17 protein-coding genes and 1 pseudogene are annotated in these 22,743 nt (G+C 62.1%); 4 read left to right on the top strand and 14 right to left on the bottom strand.

Annotated elements, in window-relative coordinates; genetic code table 11:
- Positions 1–11: 11 nt before the first annotated feature.
- From HBR93_RS23225 to HBR93_RS23210, 4 genes and pseudogenes are all read right to left on the bottom strand, one after another.
- Positions 12–503, bottom strand: a complete 492-nt coding sequence (locus tag HBR93_RS23225; RefSeq protein ID WP_169961174.1) for a GNAT family N-acetyltransferase — start codon at positions 501–503, stop codon at positions 12–14.
- A gap of 81 nt (positions 504–584) precedes the next feature.
- Entirely contained in the window at positions 585–1,022 is a 438-nt protein-coding gene (locus tag HBR93_RS23220) for a GNAT family N-acetyltransferase (RefSeq protein ID WP_169961197.1), read from the bottom strand.
- A 117-nt stretch (positions 1,023–1,139) separates the two neighbouring features.
- Positions 1,140–1,367, bottom strand: a pseudogene (locus HBR93_RS23215) (ASCH domain-containing protein); the annotation flags it as partial.
- A gap of 28 nt (positions 1,368–1,395) precedes the next feature.
- Entirely contained in the window at positions 1,396–1,998 is a 603-nt protein-coding gene (locus HBR93_RS23210; RefSeq protein ID WP_057438671.1) for a response regulator transcription factor, read from the bottom strand.
- Positions 1,999–2,108: 110 nt separating this feature from the next.
- Here HBR93_RS23210 and HBR93_RS23205 point away from each other — a divergent pair, with 110 nt between their 5' ends.
- Entirely contained in the window at positions 2,109–3,722 is a 1,614-nt protein-coding gene (locus HBR93_RS23205; RefSeq protein WP_169961173.1) for a hybrid sensor histidine kinase/response regulator, read from the top strand.
- Here HBR93_RS23205 and HBR93_RS23200 read toward each other — a convergent pair.
- On the bottom strand, positions 3,715–4,047 hold the full coding sequence (locus HBR93_RS23200) for a hypothetical protein (protein WP_057438669.1): 333 nt from the start codon (positions 4,045–4,047) through the stop codon (positions 3,715–3,717). The two genes, HBR93_RS23205 and HBR93_RS23200, sit on opposite strands and share 8 nt — an antisense overlap.
- 192 nt (positions 4,048–4,239) lie before the next feature.
- Between HBR93_RS23200 and HBR93_RS23195 the strand changes: the two genes are divergently transcribed.
- The gene (locus tag HBR93_RS23195) at positions 4,240–4,710 is read left to right on the top strand and encodes a GNAT family N-acetyltransferase (RefSeq protein WP_169961172.1); all 471 of its coding nucleotides are present in this window, start codon (positions 4,240–4,242) and stop codon (positions 4,708–4,710) included.
- On the opposite strand, the gene HBR93_RS23190 is transcribed toward HBR93_RS23195, so the two are convergent.
- The gene (locus HBR93_RS23190; RefSeq protein WP_115128011.1) at positions 4,691–5,185 is read right to left on the bottom strand and encodes an HIT family protein; all 495 of its coding nucleotides are present in this window, start codon (positions 5,183–5,185) and stop codon (positions 4,691–4,693) included. The genes HBR93_RS23195 and HBR93_RS23190 overlap by 20 nt on opposite strands.
- 135 nt (positions 5,186–5,320) lie before the next feature.
- Between HBR93_RS23190 and HBR93_RS23185 the strand changes: the two genes are divergently transcribed.
- Entirely contained in the window at positions 5,321–5,650 is a 330-nt protein-coding gene (locus HBR93_RS23185; RefSeq protein ID WP_076964891.1) for a DHCW motif cupin fold protein, read from the top strand.
- A gap of 1,041 nt (positions 5,651–6,691) precedes the next feature.
- Here HBR93_RS23185 and HBR93_RS23180 read toward each other — a convergent pair.
- The 8 genes from HBR93_RS23180 to HBR93_RS23145 all read right to left on the bottom strand — a co-directional run bounded on the left by HBR93_RS23180 (position 6,692) and on the right by HBR93_RS23145 (position 15,831).
- Complete coding sequence (locus HBR93_RS23180) at positions 6,692–8,332, bottom strand: BatD family protein (RefSeq protein WP_057959835.1); 1,641 nt, start codon at positions 8,330–8,332, stop codon at positions 6,692–6,694.
- A complete protein-coding gene (locus tag HBR93_RS23175) occupies positions 8,329–10,065 on the bottom strand; it encodes a tetratricopeptide repeat protein (RefSeq protein WP_057959834.1) in 1,737 nt (578 codons plus the stop codon). The genes HBR93_RS23180 and HBR93_RS23175 overlap by 4 nt, the downstream gene beginning before the upstream one ends.
- Positions 10,062–11,150, bottom strand: coding sequence for a VWA domain-containing protein (locus HBR93_RS23170; RefSeq protein WP_057959833.1), 1,089 nt, complete (start codon positions 11,148–11,150; stop codon positions 10,062–10,064). The genes HBR93_RS23175 and HBR93_RS23170 overlap by 4 nt, the downstream gene beginning before the upstream one ends.
- Positions 11,143–11,637 (bottom strand): DUF4381 domain-containing protein, encoded by a 495-nt coding sequence (locus HBR93_RS23165; protein WP_169961171.1) that lies wholly within the window; start codon positions 11,635–11,637, stop codon positions 11,143–11,145. The genes HBR93_RS23170 and HBR93_RS23165 overlap by 8 nt, the downstream gene beginning before the upstream one ends.
- Positions 11,634–12,566: a DUF58 domain-containing protein gene (locus tag HBR93_RS23160; RefSeq protein ID WP_057438643.1), complete on the bottom strand. Its 933-nt coding sequence runs from the start codon at positions 12,564–12,566 to the stop codon at positions 11,634–11,636. The genes HBR93_RS23165 and HBR93_RS23160 overlap by 4 nt, the downstream gene beginning before the upstream one ends.
- A 5-nt stretch (positions 12,567–12,571) precedes the next feature.
- Entirely contained in the window at positions 12,572–13,531 is a 960-nt protein-coding gene (locus HBR93_RS23155; RefSeq protein WP_057959832.1) for a MoxR family ATPase, read from the bottom strand.
- A gap of 247 nt (positions 13,532–13,778) precedes the next feature.
- Positions 13,779–14,132, bottom strand: a complete 354-nt coding sequence (locus HBR93_RS23150) for a hypothetical protein (protein ID WP_057959831.1) — start codon at positions 14,130–14,132, stop codon at positions 13,779–13,781.
- A gap of 94 nt (positions 14,133–14,226) precedes the next feature.
- The gene (locus tag HBR93_RS23145) at positions 14,227–15,831 is read right to left on the bottom strand and encodes a DUF6543 domain-containing protein (RefSeq protein ID WP_169961170.1); all 1,605 of its coding nucleotides are present in this window, start codon (positions 15,829–15,831) and stop codon (positions 14,227–14,229) included.
- 527 nt (positions 15,832–16,358) lie between these two features.
- On the opposite strand from HBR93_RS23145, the gene HBR93_RS23140 reads away from it, so the two are divergent.
- On the top strand, positions 16,359–21,218 hold the full coding sequence (locus tag HBR93_RS23140) for an NAD-glutamate dehydrogenase (RefSeq protein ID WP_057439671.1): 4,860 nt from the start codon (positions 16,359–16,361) through the stop codon (positions 21,216–21,218).
- Positions 21,219–22,743 lie beyond the last annotated feature (1,525 nt).

The following is a 22,743-nucleotide window of genomic DNA, read 5'->3' as shown; positions in this document are numbered from 1 at the left end:
CCCGTGCCGGCTCAGAGCGTCATCACCATCTCATGCCAAGCCATCCCGCCGTGGTCTGACGCCGAGGGCTGCACATACTGGTAACCCATGCGCGTGTACAGCGGCACATGCTGCTCCTTGCACATCAAGTGGATGGTCTGTTTGCCCATCCCGCGCATGCGCTGCACAAAGGCTGTCATCAATTGCGTGGCGTAGCCCTTGCCCTGGTGCGCCGGGTCCACCACCACCGACATGATCACTACATTCGGCGCATCCGCTGAGTGCCCCACCAACTCCTTGAAGGCCTCATCCGACATCACCACATCATGGGCGCAACCGCCGTTGATGAAGCCCACTACCTGACCGTCCGCTTCCAGAATCAGGAAGCCTTGCGGGTACAGGGCGATACGCGTGGCGATTTTCTCCAGGGTCGCGGCTTCATCGCCCTCATAGGCGCTGATTTCGATCTCGTAGCAGCGGGGGGCGTCTGCCGGCGTGGCGTTGCGCAAGGTGAGGGCGGGCATGGGGATTCCTGGGCTGGGCGATTGAACGAGGGGCTGCATGATAGCGGGGTCGGTGCGCTGGCGAAAATCCCAGTGCCGGGCTTATTGCCGGTGCTTCTCCATCCGAATATCCCCGTCCGCCAATTGCTCCACCACCACCCACCCCAGGCGCTGGTAAAACCCACTGGCCCGGCTCGCTTGGGCGGTTTCCAGCCAGATCTGTCGATGGTGCTGGAACAACAAGGCTTCGGCCTGCTCCATCAGTTTGCGGCCCAGCCCGCGGCCTTCGAATTCGGGGCGGATGAAGGCGGCAAATACACAGCCGTCGTCGATATCGGCCATGGCAAACCCGACCGCTACACCTTGCACCTCGGCGACCCAGACGCAGGGCGCTTGCTGCATGGCTAGTTGGATGGCATCGGGGGTGATGCCCATTTCTGCCAACTGCTCGTGGGACAGGTGGTTTTCCCTGACGCTGGTGCGAATGTCGAAGATGGTGTCGATATCTGCCGGGGTGGCGACTCTGATAGGGCTGTTCATGCAGTTCTCGCTGTTATCCATGAATTCAACGTCGTAGATCCCGCGTGCCGCCAGGGCGGTGAAGGGGCGGGTGAGCGGCCGTACATCACTCAGTTCCCAGGCGAGCCAGCCTTCCTCGAAATAGCTGGCGCAGGCCGCTGGCACGTCCTCGGGGGTGAACGCACGCACTGCTTTTACCCGTACGATGGCGACGGCCACGCCGGTTTCATCTTCATCGCCATCGGTATGCAGGAAGCGCCCGTTCTCGACAATCAGCAGGTCCTGGGAAGGCTCCAGTTGTGGCTGCCAGCGGCGGATTTCCAGGGTTTTTTCGCCTGCGGCGATGCGGCTGCCGCTGGGGCGCACGATGGAGAGGGCTTTGATGGTGCTGCTCCTAAAGAGGGGTGTTGTACTTCACTGCCGCCGCTGCCCGCGATGGCACGTTCAGACTTCTCAACAACCCCGACACATGGATGCGTACGGTAAACGGCGAAATATCCAGGGCCTTGGCGATTTCCTTGTTGGTCTTGCCTTGGGCGATCAGTCGCAACACCTCCTGCTGGCGCGCGGTCAGGGTGTTGGTGTCCAGGGGCAACAGCCCCGAGGGGGCGAACTTGACCAGCACCTCGCCCTGACGGATGGCGAGCAGGGCCTGGCCGATTTCTTCGGGGGCGATGTTCTTGCCGATAAAACCATCGGCGCCCAGCGCCATCACCTGTTCGATCAACCCCGGGTCATCGACCATCGACACCACGATCAGCGTGGTGCGCCGCAGTTGCTGGCGCAGCTCGCCCAACTGGCTGATACAGGTCAGGCCGGGGAAGCGCAAATCGAGGATCAGAGTGTCGACTTCGCTGCCGCTCTTGAGCAGGTGCAGCACTGTATCCAGGTCGCCGGCCTGTTCCACGCGGGCCTCGGGCAGCAGGCGTTGCACGGTGCGCAGCATGCCTTCGCGAAACATGGGATGGTCGTCGGCGATGATGATCCGGCATGTCATGGTGTGCTCCTCCCTGGGGCCAGGTTCTGTGGCGTGCTACTTTACCACTCTGCTCAGCGCCTGCCTGCTGGGGGCACAGTTTAGACGATGACCGTACAAGGACGTTGCCCATGAAGTTCGTGAAAGACGCCGAACTGGACCAAGCCAACCTGCGTATTGTGGTGGCCGTCTGCGCCATTGTGTACATCAGCCTGCTGGGCTTTTTGCCGGGGCAGTCGATGGACCGCTATGTGCCGGTGATTATTTATATTTGCCTGTTTCTGCTGGTCTCGGTTGTGCTGCGTCAGGTGATTGCACGCTGGCCCGGGCATTACCCGGCGCGACGGGTTTTCGGGATGATCCACGACTACACCGGCACCTCGTTCGGCCTGGTAGTCGGCGGCGAGGCGGCATTGCCGCTGTATGCGGTGATGGTCTGGGTCAACCTGGGCAATGGCATGCGCTATGGCTCGCGCTACCTGGCGATTGCCACGGGCCTGGCGTTGCTGGCGCTGCTGATTGTGTATCGGCTGACCCCGTTGTGGCAGGCGCAGCCCTTTATGGTGCTGATGCTGATGATTACCAGCACGGTGATCCCGGTCTACGCCCACCTGCTGCTGGAGCGCACGCGCAAGGCGTCTGAAGAGGCCACCGCCGCCAACCTGGAAAAGTCGCGCTTCCTCGCCCAGGCCAGCCATGATCTGCGCCAGCCCATCCACTCCATCGGCCTGTTTACGGCGTGCCTGCGTGAAGCGCGGTTGGGCGATGAGGAGCGGCGGCTGGTGGACAATATCGACCGTTCGCTGCTCAACGTCTCGCAGTTGTTCCGCTCCATTCTCGATCTCTACACCCTGGATAACGGCCGGCTGCTGCCCAAATACCAGGTGGTGCACCTGGGTGAGTGGCTGGCCGACCTGCTGCGGCAAAACGCCGAAGCCGCACGCTGGGCCGGCGTAGAACTGCGCCTGCGCCCCTGCGCCCACTGGGTGCGGGTGGATCCGGCGCTGTTGGCAACGATGGTGCAGAACGTGCTCTCCAATTGCTTCAAGTACGGCGGCCAGCGCCCGGTACTGATCGGCGTGCGCCAGCGCGGCGGCGAGGTGCGGGTGGAGATTCACGACCAGGGCCGGGGGATTGCCGAGGAGCATCTGCCGCGGGTCTTCGAGGAGTTCTATCGCGTCCGCCACCTGCGCGACAAGGACGTCGAAGGGGTCGGCCTGGGCTTGTCCATCGTCAAGCGTCTGGGGCAGTTGATGGGCATGGACGTGGTGCTGCGCTCCCGGGTGGGCCATGGCACGTCCGTCAGCCTGCGCGGGTTGCACCTGGCGACCGCGTCCCATCAACCCCCGGTGCGCGACGATGCACGCCAGGCGGGGCTGTTGACCGGCTTGAAAGTGTGCCTGGTGGAAGATGACCACAACGTACTGCTGGCCACCCAGGCATTGCTGGAGCGTTGGGGCTGCCAGGTGCAGGCGGAGTCGAGCGGGCATAACCTGGTCAGCGATTGCGACATCATCGTCGCCGACTATGACCTGGGCAACCACGCCACCGGTATCGAGTGCATCGACCGGTTGCGCGCACAGCGTGGCGTGGCGGTGCCGGCGCTGATTCTGACCGGGCATGAGGTGGAGAAGATCCAGGCGGCGCTGCACGACCGGCAGATCGCCATTTTGTCCAAGCCAGTGCGCCCCGCTGAACTACGGGGCACCCTGCGCGACCTCAGCCAGGGGCCGGTTACTAGTTAAACGGCGTCAACCCGTTACCCCGGGCGCCCTTGGGTTGGCAGTAGGCGGCGGGTTTCATCATGCCAAAGCTGGCCACTGCAAACATCCCGCCGCTGGCACCGCTGGGCACGGAGCAGTTGTAGTCACCGGAGGCGGTGCTGGCGATGTAATAGGTGGTCATGGAGTCGCTGCGGACATTGGAGACACGCTTGACCGGTTCGCCGAGGTTGGTTTCCGAGAGGGTCTTGAGGTGGTCTTCGGTGGGCTTGATATTGCTGCAACCGGCAACACCGAGCATCAGGGCGCCCAACAGGGCAAGGCGGGCGACAGGGGAGTGCAGTTTCATGGCATGTCTTCCTTGGGGTTGTTTTAGTGTTTTCAACGCACAACGATCCCTTGCACGGCGGGTTCGACGTGCTGGCGGGGAGCATTGGAGTACCAGGGAATATAGCGCCGGGGGCCTGCGGGGTCGATTAGCACAAGTGTGCTAATGGCACCTTGAGGTCACGGCAAACAGAGTGAATTCAGGGAGATTCGCATGCTGCAAATCAGACGCGCCACCGACGACGATGGCCCCATCGCCTTCGACATTCGCCGTCAGGCGATCCGCAGCCAATGCATCGGCGCCTACACCGCCGAACAGATGCTGACCTGGACCCGTGGCGCGGCCGAGGACGGCTATACCGCGCTAATGGCCAAGCCGTTTTACCTGGGCTGCGTCGATGGCGAGCCGGTCGCCACGGGCATGCTTGACCCGGCGCACCGGGAAGTGGGAGCGCTGTTTGTGCTGCCCGGTTCTATCGGACGCGGTTTTGGCCGGCAGATGCTTGAGCACCTGGAGCAAGTGGCGCTGGAGTTGGGGATTGAGGAGGTGGTGCTGGACGCGACGTTGAATGCCGCGCAGTTCTATCGCAGCCGTGGTTATGAAGGCTGCGAACAGTCCATCTATCATTCGCCTTCGGGGCTGGAGCTGGCGTGTATCCCGATGGTCAAGCGCCTGACTGTTTGAACGCCGCCCGCAGCCGCTCGATCACGCCCGGCACCGTGAGCCCGGCCGTCGCGGGTGGCGTCGGGTTCTCACCGAACTCGCGCCAGATAAACAGGGTGAGTTCGGCCCCATCCGTCGCCGCTTGCCCGTTGCTGCCAGTGCCGAAGTCTTGCAGCACCCGGTAGCGCTCATCCTCCCAGAACAGCGTTTCGACCCAGTCATAGACCGGGATCAAATGAAAATGCAGCGGGAAGCCGGGCATATGCCCAAAGCGGCTGATGTATAGCCACTTGGGTTGGAGCTGTACTTCCATCACCCGCTGGGTTTTCGCCAGCAGGCCACCCATTTCCGCCAGGGCCGCGTCGGGCAGGTCAGCCAGCGAGCTGATTGGCGTCTTGGCCCCCAGCATCAAATAACCGGGCAGGGCCGAGGCCAGATGATGGTTGAGCAGCCAGTGTTCGGTTTCGTGGAGGATATGGGACGGAGCAATGTGCATGGCCGGGCACCTAGGTCGGGCCGGCAGGATACCAAAGGCAACCCCCTGTATCCCAGAAATGGGCGCGATCTGTGTCTTTCGACGGGCGGGTCTTGTGGGTACTGTCCTGCTCTTTGCTTTAACGCTGAGGCAATCATGGATCTACTGGCTACCCCTTTTGGCACCACCGACTGGTCGAGCGTCGAACCAGAGTTGCACCCTGGCGAAACCGGCAGCGCCCTATGGCGCACCTGCCATTTCGGCACCACCCGCGTGCGCATGGTCGAATACAGCCCTGGCTACCTGGCTGACCACTGGTGTTGGCGCGGGCATGTGTTGTTGTGCCTGGAGGGGGAGTTGCAGACCGAACTGGAGGATGGCCGCCAGTTCACCCTGACGGCGGGGATGAGTTATCAGGTGGGCAATGACAGGGACGGGCACCGGTCGAGCACAGCCACCGGGGCCAGGCTGTTTATTGTGGATTGATTAGTCGTCCATCGGCTGAGATGGATCCATCGTGGGGTTTTCAGAGTTTGGTGTCTCGGCACAACTCCCGTATTTGATGGGCGGTGTGGCACAAAGCTCTGCGCTCGGCAAAGATCCCTGTGGGAGTTGGATTGCTCGCGGTGGCCATAGGTATCTTCTTCTGGGTATGTGTACATATCCGTTGCTGCGGTTACGGCCACTTAGGGTTCCGCCCTTACGGCGGCTCACTTTGGAAGAGCCCCAAAGTAAGCAAAGGGCTCTTGCCCCACCACTCGGTGCCTCGCCTAGGCTCGGCATGCCCGCAGTCAGGCATTGCTCCGTGGGCCCGCCGCGATCGGCCATCCCTGGCCGTGTCGCGGCTACCCCGGCATCCATGCCGGGGTGCCCACTGCGCAATACCTGCCTGCGGCCATCGTGGTTTAACGGGGCGCCTAAGATCAAAAGCAGAGCAACAGCAACAGCAAAGCCGGGGCGCGAAGCTGCATTCCCCCCTGTGGGAGCTGGCTTGCCTGCGATGACGGTGTATCAGTCGATAAATGTATTGGCTGATACACCGTCATCGCAGGCAAGCCAGCTCCCACAGGTATAAGCGTACGCCTAGACGATCAGGTCGGCTGTCAGGCCGCCTCGCTTTGCTTTTTGATCTGAGGCGCCCCGTTAAACCACGCTGGCCGTCATCCGATTTTGATTTGGGGGGTAAACCGGCAGGACGCCGGTTTAGCCGCGCTGGGCCATGGATGGCCCATCGCGGCGGCCCCCCAAATCAATGTCGGATGACGGGCACACCGAGCCTAGGCGAGGTGCCGAGTGGTGGGGCAAGAGCCCTTTGCTTACTTTGGGGCTTTCCAAAGTGAGCCGCCGTAAGGGCGGAACCAATAGCCGCCGTGACCGCAGCAACGGATATGTACACACCCCCCAAGAATCACCAAAGAGTTGTGTAGATACCCATGCCGCGACCCAACAAGCCAGCTCCCACAGCAGTCCACGCATGCCCCAACGAATATGCCTGCGCCGAGCTCAATGTCGCTACAGCATGGCCAGTTACTTGGGATACAGCGGCGGCAAGCTGGTGCTGTCGGCCACCGGCGCCTGTTCGCGCTCGGCCATGGGAATGGCCTTGATCGCCCGCCACAGCTCCTCACCCTGCCAATACTGGCCGGTTTCGCTGTAGAGCGCGCCGTTCAGCCCATCCAGGGCATCGGACAAGGGCACAAACCGCGCCGCCATGTCCGCCAGGGTTTCCGGTTGTTGGCGTGCCCAGGCATCCAGCGCCTGGCGTGTGGCCTGGGGGTCATTGGCCTGGCTCGCACGCTTGAGGTCGTCGAGCAAGGTGCGGGGGCTGGGCCCGGTCTGGGCGGCGCGCTGGATTGCCGGGCGGGAGCGGGCCCGCCACCACAGGCCGAAGCCGAGCAGGGTGGTGCCGGCGAGGAGCAGGCTGGTAAGTTGCCAGATCCACAGGCGGCCATCGTCCGGTGCGGTGATTACGGTGGGGGTGGCCGGGGTGTCGACCACCAGGCTCGGGTTGACCGCCACTTGCAGGGTGCGGGCCGGCAGGCTGGTGCGTTCCAGATGGTCTTCATGGGTGTTCCACCACACCACCTCCACCGCCGGCAGCTCCAGGGCGCCGGCGCGGTTGGGCACCAGGGCCTCGCGGTCTTCGCGGCTGCCGATCACCCCGCGCTCGCTGCTCTGGTTGCTCAACACCGGCTGGTCGGGGTAACGCCGCAGGCCGGCGATTTCGGTGCTCGGCAGCGCCGGTAACTGGGCACTGGCCAAGCCTTCGGCCTTGAGGGTGAGGATGCGGGTCAGGGAGTCGCCGACCTGCACGTTCGTAGGTTCCGGGTTCCAGCTTTCACCCAGGCTCAGGCTGCGCGCCGGCAGCCAGGGGGCGTCTGCGGGGTACAGGGCCGGCTTGGGCTTGACCGTCAGGGGGATCTCGGTGGAATTGACATGCAACAGCTTGCCGGGCCTGGGTGCCTGGGGCGTGGTGCCCTGGGCCGGGCGCGGTTCGACTTGGGTGGCACTGAATATTTGCGCCGGGATCAGCAGTTGCCCGCTGTGTTGCGGGTAGATCCCATAGCGCATTTCGATCACGCCGTGGCGCACGCCGTTGATGACTTTTTCATAGGTGCGCGAATCGCCCACCTGCTCGACCCGTGCGTCAGACAACTGCAACGGCGTCAGGCTGCTGTCGTCATACAGCGCCACCGAGTGGTAGATGCGCACCGTCAGCAGGGCCTGGGCCTGTACATAGACGCTGCCCTCATCGAGGCTGGCTTCGATGAATACCGGTTCCAGTTGATTGTCACTGTCCTGGCCCAGGGTTTCGTCCACTTGCAGGCTGATCGCCTGGGTCTTGAGTTCGCCCAGTTGCAGCGGCGGGATCACCACGGTGCCGGTGGTCTTGGGCTGCAAGGTGATGATCCAGCGAGTGGTGGCGTGGTTGCTGCCGTCAAGGGTGGTGAGTTGGTTGATCTGGCGGGTGCCACGCACGTCGAACAGCGGGTCCAGGGGCGCCAGGTCCGGCTTGCCGAACTGGGTGACGTCGTTGGACTCGATTGTCAGCTCCACCGTTTCCCCGGAATTGACGCGGCTGCGGTCGATACTGGCGGCCAGGTCGGCCGCCTGGGCGTGACCGGCCCACAGCGCTAGCAATAAGACAAAGGGGGTGCAGCGGCTCATCGAGTCTTGTCCTGATGTTGTTGCTGTTCGTACCAGAATTTGCGTCGCAACAACTCGCCGGGGTTGTCCGGGATCTGTCGCAGCCACTGTTCCAGGGCCTGGCGGTGCTCCTCGTCGAGGTTGCTCTCGGTGGGGCGCAAGGGCGGCGTCGTGGTTTGTTCGTCGCCCAGTTCGCTGCCGGGTACTTCGTTGTTGCCGGCAACGGGCGGGGTGCCGGTTTGTGTGTCAGCCGTGCCTGCCTGGCCCGCGCCCTGGGGCGATTGCTCGCCGCCGTTGGCCTGTTGGCCGCTGTCGCCCGGTTGTGCAGTTTGGCCGGGTTGGGTGGATTCGTCATCCTCGTTTTTTTCCGGTGCGGGCGGCTCAGGTTCTGGCTCTTCCAGCAGCAGGCTCTCGACAAGGGCTTTGTTTTTCAGGGCAGGCTGCAAGTCCGGCTGGGCTTCCAGGGCTTGCTCATAGGCGTCTATCGCGGCTTCCAGCTCACCGGTGCGGGCCAGGGCATTGCCACGATTGTAGTGGGAATAGGCATCACTGCCTTCGGCAAAACGCCGGGCCGCCTCGGCATAGTTGCCCGCCTCGTACAGGGCGACACCCTGCCATTGCGGGTTTTCAAAGTGTTCGGCGGCTTCGGCCGGGCGTTTGTGCTTGAGCAGGTACTGGCCCTGTTGATCGGGGCGCAGCCATAGGTCGTCAAAGCTGAACGCGTAGCTCGGCTGCGGCGCGGCCAGGAGCAGCAACGGCAGGCAGAACAGCCAGCCACGGCGCCCGGCGCAGGCGGCAAGCAGCAGCAAGGGCAGCAATAGCCAGTAACCCTGGTCGGCCCAGGTGTCCAGTTGCAGGCGCTGACCGTCGTCGCGCAGGTTTTGCGGGCCGTCCAGCAGGCCCAGGCCGCGCAGGTCCTTGTCGTCCAGGCGGGCCTGGCGATAGCGGCCGCCCATTTCGCTGGCAAAGGCCTTGAGCGTCGGGCTGTCCAGGCGCGGGATAAGGATCGCGCCTTGTTCGTCCTTGAGGAACTCGCCACTTTCCTGGGTCACTGGCGTGCCTTCGCGGCTGCCGATGCCGAGGATCGACAGGCTCGGTGCCTGGCCTTGCAGCAGCAGGCGAATGCCCTGGCGTTCCTGCTTGGACAGCGACGAGCCAATCAACAACAGGCGACCCTGGCCCAGGCCGCCGTGCTTGAGCAGGCCCAGGGCTTTTTCTACTGCCAGGTCGGCACGATGGCCGGCCTCGGGCATGATCGACGGGCGCAGGGCTTCCAGCAGGTTGCGGCTGGTGGCCAGGTCGTCGGACAGCGGCACCAGCGTGTGGGCGCTGCCGGCATACACGACGATAGCGGTCTGCGCATCGCTGCGCGCCTGCAGCAGATCCACCAGCTTGCGCCGCGCCTGCTCCAGGCGGTTGGGCGGGCTGTCGGTGGCAAGCATCTCTGGGGTCAGCTCCAGCAGCACCACCAGCGGGTCGGCGGGCTTCTGGCTGATCTGTTCGACCCGTTGCCAGCCGGGGCCGAGCAAGGCCAGCACCGCCAGCAGCCAGGCCAGGCCCAGCAACAGCCATGGTGACTTGCTTTCCCGGCCATTGCCGCCACTGAGCAGGGCAGCGTGGAAGGCCGGCGGCAGGATCATCTGCCAGCGCCCGGCGCGTTTTTGCCGATGCCACAGTTGCCACAGCAACCAGCCGAGGACGGGCAGCAGCAACAGCCACCAAGGGCGGAACCAGTGCGGCCATAAAGCGATCATCGACGCCTCCGCAAGCGCAGGCGTTTAAGGCGTTGCCGCCATTGCGGGTGCTGTTGCAGGAAATGGCCCTTGGTCGAGAGTTTATTGAGCAGCCGTTGCAGGGCGTTGTCCGGCCAGCGTTCCTGGATCACCAGCAGCAGGCTGAGAAACAGCGCCAGGGCCAGCGGCCCGCTATACAGCGCCTGGGTCGGGCGGGCCTGGGTTGGTTGTTGCGCCACCGGCTCCAGCTGGTCGAGGGTTTGTTTGATCGCTTGCAGCTCGGCGCCGTCATGGGCGCGGAAATACTGCCCGCCGGTGGTCTGGGCGATGGCCTTGAGCGCCGGCTCGTCGAGGTCCAGGCTGGGGTTGAGGCCGAGCATGCCCAGGCTGCCGGTCTGTTCGGGGCTGGCGCCAATGCCGATGGGGTAGATTTTCACGCCTTCTTCGGCGGCCAGGCGGGCGGCGGTCAATGGGTCGATTTCGCCGCCATTGTTGGCCCCGTCGGTGACCAGGATCAGCACCCGGCTTTGTGCCGGGCGTTGCCGCAGGCGTTTGAGGGCCAGGCCAATGGCGTCGCCAATCGCGGTGTTTTTCCCGGCGATGCCGATGCGTGCCTCATCCAGCCAAGTGCGCACGGTGCGCCGGTCGAAGGTCAGCGGTGCCTGCAGGTAGGCCTGGCTGCCAAACAGGATCAGGCCAACACGGTCGCCCTCGCGGCTTTCGAGAAAGTCGCCAAGCAGGTGCTTGACCAGGTTCAGGCGGCTGACGTCTTCGTCCTGCCATTGCATATCGGGGAAGTCCATGGAGCCGGACACGTCCACCGCCACCAACAGGTCGCGGCCGCTGGCGGCAATCGGCAACGGTTCGCCAAGCCATTCCGGGCGGGCGGCGGCGGTCAGCAGCAACAACCACAGCACCACGAACGGCGCTTGTTGGCGCCAGCCCGGCAGGTTGATGCGCGCGCGGCGCCGGGCCAGCCCTTCGAGGTCGCCCAGAAAGCTGACTTTCAAGGCCGGCTCGCCGCTGTCGGCCACCGGCAGGATCAGCCGCATCAGCCAGGGCAGGGGCAGCAGGGCAAAGACCCACGGCCAGGCGAACTCAAACATGTTTGCGAATCCAGGTGTCGACCGCTTGCGTCAGGCCGGCGATGGCCTTGTCGTCGAGCTTGCATTCGGGTTTGTAGGCGCCCTCGACGAGGACCATCCAGCGCGTGAGGCCGGCGGCGGGGCAGCGGTTGTCGAGAAAGGCCAGCCATTTGCGCCCGTTGAGGGTGTGGCTCTGGCTGTAGGGGTAGTCGTTGCGGCACAGGCGCTTGAGCAGGCCGTTGAGCTGCTGCAGCCAGGCGCCGGCCGGTGCGCCGTCGTAGGGCTTGGGCATCAGCGCCAGTTCCGCGAGGGCGGCAATACGCAGTGGGTCCAGGGGTTGTTCGGCCCGGGCCAGGGGGCGTTTGCTCGGCAGGAAGCGCCGCAGCCACCACAAGCCCCAGCCCGCCAGGGGGATCAGCGCCAGCAACAGCCACCAGCCCGGCGCCGGCGGCCAGAAGCCAATGGCCGGTGGGGCGATCAGCGGTTGCAACTGGTCCAGGCTGCTCATGGCTTTTTCACCGGGCGTTGCGGGTTGAGGTATTCGCGCAGTTGCTCGACCATTTCGCTCTGGGTGCTCAATGGCATCAGCAGTACCCGCAGTTTTTGCGCGAGCAATTCCCAGCGGGCGATGCGTGCTTCGGCCTGGGCCTTGTAAGCCTGGCGCAGCTCGAAGTTCAAGGTGTCGATTTCCAATTGCGCGCCGCGCTCGGCGAAACGCAGCAGCCCGGCGGCGGGCAGTGCGTGGTCCAGCGGGTCTGAGACCGGCAGCAGCAACAGGTCGCAATGGCGCGACAACAGGCTCAGTTGCTGCTCGGCGCCCTCGGTCAGGGCGCGCTCGTCGCAAATCACAATCACCAGGCTGCCGGGGCGCAGCACTTCGCGGCCTCGGCGCAGGGCCATGCCCAGGGCGTCGGCTTCGGGGCGGCTCTCGGTGTTGAGGCTCTGGTTGACCCGTACCAGGCGGTTGAGCAGTTGCAGCAGGCTTTGCTTGCTGCGCCGGGGCTTGATTTCGTAGTGCTCGTTATCGCCGAACACCAGGCCGCCGACCCGATCGTTGTGGCCCAGCGCGGCCCAGCCGATGAGGCTGGCGGCCTGGGCGGCTAGGACCGACTTGAACATCAGTCCGGAGCCGAAAAACAGCCGGCAGCTTTGCTCCACCATGATAAAGATCGGCCGTTCGCGCTCTTCGTGGAACAGCTTGGTGTGGGGCTCCTGGGTACGGGCGGTGACGCGCCAGTCGATGGTGCGCACATCGTCGCCGGCCTGGTACACCCGCACCTGATCGAAGTCCACACCGCGCCCGCGCAGTTTGGAGTGGTGCAGGCCAATCAACGGGCTGCGCTGGCTGGGCGTGGAAAACAGCTGTACTTCGCGCACGCGATGGCGCATCTCGATCAATTCGCTGAGGCTGACATGGATCCCGTCGCCGGCATTCATGGAGATCAAGCGACGGCTACGACGTCGAGAATACGCTGCACCACGCGGTCCTGGTCGATGCCGGCCGCTTCGGCCTCGAACGACAGAATGATGCGGTGGCGCAGTACATCGAACAGCACCGCCTGGATATCTTCCGGGCTGACAAAGTCACGCCCGGCCAGCCAGGCGTGGGCGCGGGCGCAGCGATCAAGGGCAATCGAGCCCCGGGGGCTGGCGCCATAGGCAATCCACTCGGCCATTTCCGCGTCGAACTTGGCCGGGGTGCGCGTGGCCATGACCAGTTGCACCAGGTATTCCTCCACGGCGTCGGCCATGTACAGGCCGAGGATTTCCTTGCGCGCGGCAAAAATCGCCTGCTGGCTGACCCGCCGCTCGGGCTTTGTCTCGCCATTCAGCGCTTCGCCACGGGCCTGTTGCAGGATGCGCCGCTCCACGGCGGCATCGGGGAAGCCGATCTTGACGTGCATCAGGAAGCGGTCGAGCTGGGCTTCGGGCAGGGGATAGGTGCCTTCCTGCTCGATGGGGTTCTGCGTGGCCATTACCAAAAACAGCGGCGACAGCTCGTAGGTGCTGCGCCCGACGCTGACCTGGCGCTCGGCCATGGCTTCGAGCAGGGCCGACTGGACCTTGGCCGGAGCACGGTTGATCTCGTCCGCCAGCACCAGGTTGTGGAAGATCGGCCCTTGCTGGAACACGAAACTGCCGGTTTCCGGACGATAGATCTCGGTGCCGGTGATGTCGGCGGGCAACAGGTCGGGGGTGAACTGGATACGATGGAACTGTGCTTCGATCCCTTCGGCAAGCTCCTTGATGGCCTTGGTCTTGGCCAGGCCGGGAGCGCCCTCTACCAGCATATGGCCGTCGGCGAGCAGGGCAATGAGCAAACGCTCGATGAGTTTTTCCTGGCCGAGAATCTGCGTAGAAAGAAAGGTTCGCAGCGCGAGCAGCGCTTCACGATGTTCCATCAAAGACGGTTCCTGGAAAGATGAGCCTGGGGATTGGGAAAAATGCCAAGGCCTGGGGGGCCTACTTTAATGCATTGGAGGGGCTGGCGACTAATGAACCAGGGGGTATTTTTTTGCGATCTGTAGGAAAGGTCTGAGGTTTTTGGCGTTTATAAGGGTCTCATCGCGGACAAGCCCGGCCTCCCACAGGTGGGGGCGGGCTTGTCGGGTCGCCGCATCGCCGCGATGGCGATTTAGCAGGTGCCCATCAAGGCGTGCGGATGTAAGTGCCAGTGCCCTTGAGAATGTTCTGCAGGGTTTCTTCTACCTCGGCCAGGTCCGCCTCAGCGGTACCGTGATTGATCTGCAGGTGGTCGCTGCCGCCCAATGCGTCCTTGTCCGCCGCACCGATTTCCACCAGGAGGGTGGTCGCGCTCAGGGTGATCTTCAAGCCTTCCAGGGTCGAAGGCTCGTAGTCCCAGGTCAGTTCAACCTCGTCCTCATCTGGATAACGCGACAGCATGAACATCTCGCCATGGGTACCGTGGCAGCAGAGCATGGCCATGTTGTCTTCTTCGTCGTCGCAGGGGGTGGCGAGCAGGTGGGTGGTGGTCAGTTGCATGTAGAGTCCTGTCTGGAAAGGCGGCTTCAAGGCCGGCAGGCCTTGATTCTGCCATTGCATCGGGCTTTGTGTCGGCTTTTGTATCAAGCGGGCATCAGGTTTTGGAGGCCCAGGCACTGATTGCGCTGCTTAACGGTTTAAAGGCATTCCCCAAACCACTGGTGAACACAGGAAGAAGGGTTTTCACGGAACCTTCGCCAATGAGCTTGTCTGCCCCAGGGCGCCTGTGGATATAGCTGTCTATGCCAATGCCGAGTTGCGCGGTGCCCACCGCTGTGCTTGTGGCCGTCAGGGCAATGCCCAGCGGCGGGAAAGCGATTCCGAGTGGGGCTAAAAGAAGTAGCCCATATTTTGCCCAGTTCAAGTACTTGAACGCAGTCTTTGCGTTGACGTCGCGATTGAGGACGAATTGAAAACGAGTGGCGCTTTTCAGGTCTACCTCGGTGCGATGCTGGAGTTCCTCGAATGGACCTCCCTGGACAACCTGGCCATTGAATAGGCCACCCTCGTCAAAATAACCGAGCTTTTCTTGCGTGGAGGCAGGAAGGTCACCGTTAAGTACATTGCGGGTGTTGTCTACGAGTGCATCAATGCCTTTAGACAGGAATTCATTACCGAGGTCTTCGGGGCGGAAGTAAAGTTTGAAACTCTTGACGAATTGCGGATCTTTCATTTGCTCGGCCAGCCATTTATTCATTTCTTTCTTGGAGTCGAAGCCTTTCAACGGAGACGCCTGGCCAGGTAGATACAACAAGACCCGGCCCGTGGTCTTATCCTGGGTGTAAAAAGCGCGCATGGGGAAACCTTTGAACGTGAGGAATTTGGTTTCCAGATTCGGGTCAGCCTTGTAGGGCTGTGTCAGGTCATTTTGATTAAGGGATAGGTAACTTTTGTCGGCCGGCATGCCCGCGACACCCATGGCAATCTGGCGATCGTTTTCGGTAAGAGACTTGTCATGGTGTTGAACGTGTGACGCTTTCAAAAACGCGCCTCTCGCCGCTTCGGAGTAGGCATGGCGGGAGTTGCCGTTCCAGTAATTGTTAAGGTACTGGTCATAAGGGGATTTATAACTGTTATCCCATACCATCTGTTTGAACTCAGTTGCCGGGATATCGACTCTGTTGCTCGCATCATAGGTATTCGCAGACCCCTGCTGCGGCTCCGTGTAAATCCCTTGAAAGTGGCTGGTGAACCCCGTCTCATTTGGGCGCGGGAACCTACCAAAGGCGTCAGGCTTATCTGTATGTTTTGAACTTTTCCTTATTTCAAAAGGGCCGTCCTCTTTTGAACGTATCGCCCCGTGGAAGTCAGGCTCTTCCTGCTGGTTGAGCCTCGCTGCCTGAGTCAGGGATATTTTTTGAACAATGACCCCGCTGTAAGGTGGGGTATTGGTGCGGTGATCATACTGAATGCTCACTAAGTAGGTGTTATCGGGGTCAATATCTTTACCGAACTTTTCCTTTATCTGACGCTTTACTTCCATGGATGTAATTTCATCTGCCGTCTTGGGCTGCTTGTACTGGCTGATGAGTTGTTCGACGGCCTTGTTGCTGGATAGGGGCGCTTTGAAATAGGGCACCGGAAAGTGCGGCGTGGAGGCAACGGGGGCATTGTCCGAACTTGATCGTGCAGTGGGCTGGAAGAAAGAGCCACGGTTCCCACCGGGTGGGACGTTAAGGGCGGAAGAGTGTACGTTCAATTGAGCCTCGTTGAGTGGTAATAGGGCCTTTATGGGCATGACTGCCTACGCACACTAAGTGACTGAATTTTGAAATACGGTTCCTGCGTGGAGCTGGGAATTAGATTGTACGAGTGTATGAATATTTACCTGTCAGCACTCTCGCCGTGCCTGCATGGCCGCCCACTTTCAATCGCTAGCCACCCCTTGACTGGCGGGATGGGTTGCTCTTGGTGCAACCGCCCATTGCCGGGTGTTGACCGAATATGTCGCAGTGCAGTAAGCAGCCTGCTCGCCGCACTCGTTAAGCTGCGCAACGGGTGTACCTTTTACGTGACTCTGGCCTGCCCGTCGTGTCGTCATCCGCCGGTGGTGCATCCAGTGGACGTCGAATGTGACCTCAGGGTCTTGTCCAGCTTCACCCACCTGTCACCCTGATTCGTCTATGGTGCTTATCATCAGCACCTGCGAACAGACATGACGGCCTCCCCATCAGGGGACAACACGCGACGCTTCCATCAATAACAAGCCCAAGCGGAGTACCACAGATGGCGTTCTTCACCGCAGCCAGCAAAGCCGACTTCCAGCATCAACTGCAAGCGGCACTGGCGCAGCACATCAGTGAACAGGCACTGCCACAAGTGGCGCTGTTCGCTGAACAATTCTTCGGCATCATTTCCCTGGACGAGCTGACCCAGCGTCGCATGTCCGACCTGGCCGGTTGCACCCTGTCTGCCTGGCGCCTGCTTGAGCGCTTTGATCATACCCAGCCGCAAGTGCGGGTCTACAACCCCGACTACGAACGCCACGGCTGGCAGTCGACCCACACTGCGGTCGAGGTCTTGCACCATGACCTGCCGTTCCTCGTGGATTCGGTGCGCACTGAGCTGAACCGTCGCGGCTACAGCATCCATACCCTGCAAACCACCGTACTCAGCGTGCGCCGTGGCAAGAAGGGCGAGTTGCTGGAAATCCTGCCCAAGGGCACCCAGGGCGAAGACGTCCTGCAAGAATCCCTGATGTACCTGGAGATCGACCGCTGCGCCAACGCCGCCGAGCTGAACGTCCTGAGCAAGGAACTTGAGCAGGTATTGGGCGAAGTGCGGGTGGCCGTGGCTGATTTCGAGCCGATGAAAGCCAAGGTCCAGGAGCTGCTGGACAGCATCGACAACAGCCCGTTGACCATCGACGGTGAAGAAAAGGCCGAGATCAAAAGTTTCCTGGAATGGCTGGTGGGCAACCACTTCACCTTCCTCGGCTACGAAGAATTTGTGGTACGTGACGAGAAGGACGGCGGTCATCTGGAATATGACGCCAACTCCTTCCTCGGCCTGACCAAACTGCTGCGCGCCGGCCTCACCGCTGAAGACCTGCGCATCGAAGATTACGCCGTGGCCTACCTGCGCGAGCCGACCGTGTTGTCGTTCGCCAAGGCCGCGCACCCAAGCCGTGTACACCGTCCGGCTTACCCTGACTACGTGTCGATCCGCCAGATCGATGCTGATGGCAAGGTCGTCAAGGAATGCCGCTTCATGGGCCTTTACACCTCCTCGGTGTACGGCGAAAGCGTGCGGGTGATTCCTTATATCCGCCGCAAGGTCGCGGAAATCGAGCGCCGCTCGGGCTTCCAGGCCAAGGCGCACCTGGGCAAGGAGCTGGCCCAGGTGGTTGAAGTGCTGCCCCGCGACGACTTGTTCCAGACCCCGGTGGACGAGCTGTTCAGCACCGTGATGTCGATCGTGCAGATCCAGGAGCGCAACAAGATCCGCGTGTTCCTGCGCAAAGACCCGTACGGCCGTTTCTGCTACTGCCTGGCCTACGTGCCGCGCGATATCTACTCCACCGAAGTGCGCCAGAAGATCCAGCAAGTGCTGATGGATCGCCTGAAAGCCTCGGACTGCGAATTCTGGACGTTCTTCTCCGAGTCCGTACTGGCCCGTGTCCAGCTGATTCTGCGGGTCGATCCGAAGAACCGCCTGGATATCGACCCGCTGCTCCTGGAAAAAGAAGTGGTGCAGGCCTGCCGCAGCTGGCAGGACGACTACGCGAGCCTGGTGGTCGAGAGCTTCGGCGAAGCCCACGGCACCAACGTGCTGGCGGATTTCCCGAAAGGCTTCCCGGCAGGCTACCGCGAGCGCTTTGCCGCGCACTCGGCCGTGGTCGACATGCAGCACCTGTTGAACCTGACCGAAGCCAAGCCACTGGTGATGAGCTTCTACCAGCCTTTGGGCCACGTGACCGGTCAGCAGGAATTGCACTGCAAGCTGTACCACGCTGACACTCCGCTGGCGTTGTCGGATGTACTGCCGATCCTCGAGAACCTCGGCCTGCGCGTGCTCGGTGAGTTCCCGTACCGCCTGCGCCACGCCAATGGCCGCGAGTTCTGGATCCATGACTTTGCGTTCACCGCCGCCGAAGGCCTGAACCTCGATATCCAGCAGCTCAACGACACCCTGCAGGATGCGTTCGTGCACATCGTCAATGGCGATGCCGAGAACGATGCATTCAACCGCCTGGTACTGACTGCCGGCTTGCCATGGCGTGACGTGGCGCTGCTGCGTGCTTATGCCCGTTACCTGAAGCAGATCCGCCTGGGCTTCGACCTGGGTTACATCGCCAGCACCCTGAACAACCACACCGACATCGCCCGCGAGTTGACCCGGTTGTTCAAGACGCGCTTCTACCTGGCGCGCAAGCTCACTGCCGACGACCTGGAAGACAAGCAGCAGCGCCTGGAGCAAGCGATCCTCAACGCCCTGGACGATGTGCAGGTGCTTAACGAAGACCGGATCCTGCGGCGCTACCTGGACCTGATCAAGGCCACCCTGCGGACCAACTTCTACCAGGCGGATGCCAACGGCCAGAACAAGTCGTACTTCAGCTTCAAGTTCAACCCCCACGCTATTCCCGAGTTGCCCAAGCCAGTGCCGAAGTTTGAAATCTTCGTCTACTCGCCGCGGGTCGAAGGCGTGCACCTGCGCTTTGGTAACGTTGCCCGTGGCGGCCTGCGCTGGTCCGACCGTGAAGAAGACTTCCGCACCGAGGTGCTGGGCCTGGTAAAAGCCCAGCAGGTGAAGAACTCGGTGATCGTGCCGGTCGGCGCCAAGGGCGGCTTCCTGCCGCGTCGCCTGCCATTGGGCGGCAGCCGGGACGAGATCGCGGCCGAGGGCATCGCCTGCTACCGCATCTTCATTTCCGGTCTGTTGGACATTACCGACAACCTGAAAGACGGTGCCCTGGTGCCGCCGTTGAACGTGGTCCGCCACGACAACGACGACCCGTACCTGGTAGTGGCGGCCGACAAAGGCACCGCGACCTTCTCCGATATCGCCAACGGCATCGCCATCGACTACGGCTTCTGGCTGGGCGATGCGTTTGCCTCCGGTGGTTCGGCCGGTTACGACCACAAGAAAATGGGCATCACCGCCAAGGGCGCGTGGGTCGGTGTGCAGCGTCACTTCCGTGAGCGCGGCATCAATGTGCAGAAAGACAGCATTACCGTGGTCGGCGTCGGCGACATGGCCGGTGACGTGTTCGGTAACGGCTTGTTGATGTCCGACAAGCTGCAACTGGTCGCGGCCTTCAACCACTTGCATATCTTTATTGATCCAAACCCGAACCCGGAAACCAGCTTCATCGAGCGCCAGCGTATGTTCGAGCTGCCGCGTTCGGCCTGGTCGGACTACGATACCAGCATCATGTCCGAAGGCGGCGGGATCTTCTCGCGCAGCGCCAAAAGCATTGCCATCTCGCCCCAGATGAAAGAACGCTTCGACATCCAGGCCGACAAGCTGACCCCGACCGAGCTGCTGAACGCCTTGCTCAAGGCGCCGGTGGACCTGTTGTGGAACGGCGGTATCGGCACCTACGTCAAGGCCAGCACCGAAAGCCACGCCGATGTCGGCGACAAGGCCAACGACGCGCTGCGCGTCAACGGCAACGAGCTGCGCTGCAAAGTAGTGGGCGAGGGCGGTAACCTGGGCATGACCCAGCTGGGTCGCGTGGAATTCGGCCTCAATGGCGGCGGTTCCAACACCGACTTTATCGACAACGCCGGTGGTGTGGACTGCTCCGACCACGAAGTGAACATCAAGATCCTGCTCAACGAAGTGGTGCAGGCTGGCGACATGACCGACAAGCAACGCAACCAGTTGCTGGCGAGCATGACCGACGAAGTCGGCAGCCTGGTATTGGGCAACAACTACAAGCAGACCCAGGCCCTGTCCCTGGCGGCGCGCAAAGCCTACGAGCGTGCGGCCGAGTACAAGCGTCTGATGAGCGACCTGGAAGGCCGCGGCAAGCTGGACCGCGCCATCGAGTACCTGCCGACCGAGGAGCAGCTCGTCGAGCGCGCCGCGACCGGCAAGGGCCTGACCCGTCCGGAACTGTCGGTGCTGATTTCCTACAGTAAGATCGACCTCAAGGAAGCGCTGCTCAAGTCCCTGGTACCGGATGACGACTACCTGACCCGCGACATGGAGACCGCGTTCCCGCCGAGCCTGGTGGCCAAGTTCGGCGAGGCCATGCGTCGCCACCGCCTCAAGCGCGAGATCGTCAGCACCCAGATCGCCAACGACCTGGTCAACCACATGGGCATCACCTTCGTGCAACGCCTCAAAGAGTCGACCGGCATGAGCCCGGCGAACGTGGCGGGCGCCTATGTGATCGTGCGCGACATCTTCCACCTCCCGCACTGGTTCCGTCAGATCGAAGCCCTGGATCACCAGGTCTCGGCTGAAGTGCAACTGGCGCTGATGGACGAGCTGATGCGCCTGGGCCGTCGGGCTACCCGTTGGTTCCTGCGCAGCCGTCGCAACGAGCAGGATGCCGCGCGTGACGTGGCGCACTTCGGTCCGCACCTGGCGGCGTTGGGCCTCAAGCTCGACGAACTGCTGGAAGGCCCGACCCGCGAAGGCTGGCAGAACCGTTACCAGGCCTATGTCGAAGCCGGTGTGCCTGAGCTGTTGGCGCGCATGGTTGCTGGCACCACGCACCTGTACACCTTGCTGCCGATCATCGAGGCTGCTGACGTTACCGGTCAGAGCGCTGCCGATGTGGCCAAGGCCTACTTCGCCGTGGGCAGCGCCCTGGACTTGCCGTGGTACCTGCAGCAGATCAGCGATCTGCCGGTGGGCAACAACTGGCAGGCCCAGGCCCGCGAAGCCTTCCGCGATGACGTGGACTGGCAGCAACGGGCGATCACCATCAAGGTTCTGCAAATGGCCGATGCGCCAGAAGACATGGAAGCCCGCGTGGCCCTGTGGCTTGAGCAGAACGCGAGCATGGTCGAACGCTGGCGCGCGATGATGGTGGAAATCCGGGCTGCGGTCGGCACGGACTACGCCATGTACGCGGTGGCCAACCGGGAACTGCTGGACCTGGCCATGAGTGGTCAAGCGGTGCTGTAATCGGCTGCTAGCGCGTTAAAACAAAGCCCCGTCTCGCGAGAGACGGGGCTTTTTGTTTTCACTCGATTCAATGTGGGGTGTATGCAAAATTTGCTGCGCCTGGTGCCCCTTGTGGGAGCGGGCTTGCCCGCGATAGCGGCAGTCCAGTCACTACTTCTGGCAACTGATCGACCGCCATCGCAGGCAAGCCAGCTCCCACATTTGATTTGTGGTTGTACCAACATTCTCTGCCACACGAAGATCCCCTGTGGGAGCGGGCTTGCCCGCGATAGCGGCAGTCCAGTCACTACTTCTGGCAACTGACCCACCGCCATCGCAGGCAAGCCAGCTCCCACATTTGATTTGTGGTGGTACCAACATTCTCTGCCCCGCGCAGATCCCCTGTGGGAACGGGCTTGCTCGCGAAAGCGGCAGTCCAGTCACTACTTCTGGCAACTGATCTACCGCCATCGCAGGCAAGCCAGCTACTACATTTGATTTGTGGTGGTGCCAACATTCTCTGCCCCGCGCAGATCCCCTGTGGGAGCGGGCTTGCTCGCGATAGTGGCAGTCCAGTCACTACTTCTGGCAACTGATCGACCGCCATCGCAGGCAAGCCAGCTCCCACATTTGATTTGTGGTTGTACCAACATTCTCTGCGCCAGTGAGGTCCCCTGTGGGAGCGGGTTTGCCCGCGATAGCGGCTGTCCAGTCACTACTTCTGGCAACTGACCCACCGCCATCGCAGGCAAGCCAGCTCCCACATTTGATTTGTGGTGGTACCAACATTCTCTGCGCCAGTGAGGTCCCCTGTGGGAGCGGGCTTGCTCGCGATAGCGACAGTCCAGTCACTGTTGCTGGCAGCTGACCCACCGCCATCGCAGGCAAGCCAGCTCCCACATTTGATTTGTGGTGGTACCAACATTCTCTGCGCCGCGCAGATCCCCTGTGGGAGCGGGCTTGCCCGCGAAAGCGGCAGTCCAGTCACTGTTTCTGGCGGCTGATACACCGCCATCGCAGGCAAGCCAGCTCCCACATTTGATTTGTGGTGGGGCCAAAATTCTCTGCCCCGCGCAGATCCCCTGTGGGAGCGGGCTTGCTCGCGAAAGCGGCAGTCCAGTCACTGTTTCTGGCGGCTGATACACCGCCATCGCAGGCAAGCCAGCTCCCACATTTGATTTGTGGTTGTACCAACATTCTCTGCGCCAGTGAGGTCCCCTGTGGGAGCGGGCTTGCTCGCGAAAGCGGCAGTCCAGTCACTGTTGCTGGCGGCTGACCCACCGCGATCGCAGGCAAGCCAGCTCCCACATTTGATTTGTGGTGGTACCAACATTCTCTGCGCCGCGCAGATCCCCTGTGGGAGCGGGCTTGCCCGCGATAGAGGCAGTCCAGTCACTGTTGCTGGCAGCTGACCCACCGCCATCGCAGGCAAGCCAGCTTGTATGGTTAGACTTGTAGGGGTGGTGGGACTAAAAGCCAGCATCTGACTCTAGCCAGTACAGACCGTGGGAGACTTCGCCCCACCCCTTCACCAAAGCGCCGATAA

The sequence above is a fragment of the Pseudomonas sp. WS 5411 genome (assembly GCF_012985595.1).
In the GTDB taxonomy this organism is placed as follows: Bacteria; Pseudomonadota; Gammaproteobacteria; order Pseudomonadales; family Pseudomonadaceae; genus Aquipseudomonas; species Aquipseudomonas shahriarae.
The sequence above is the reverse complement of the archived record's forward strand: the minus strand, read 5'-3'. Positions and strand labels throughout refer to the sequence as shown.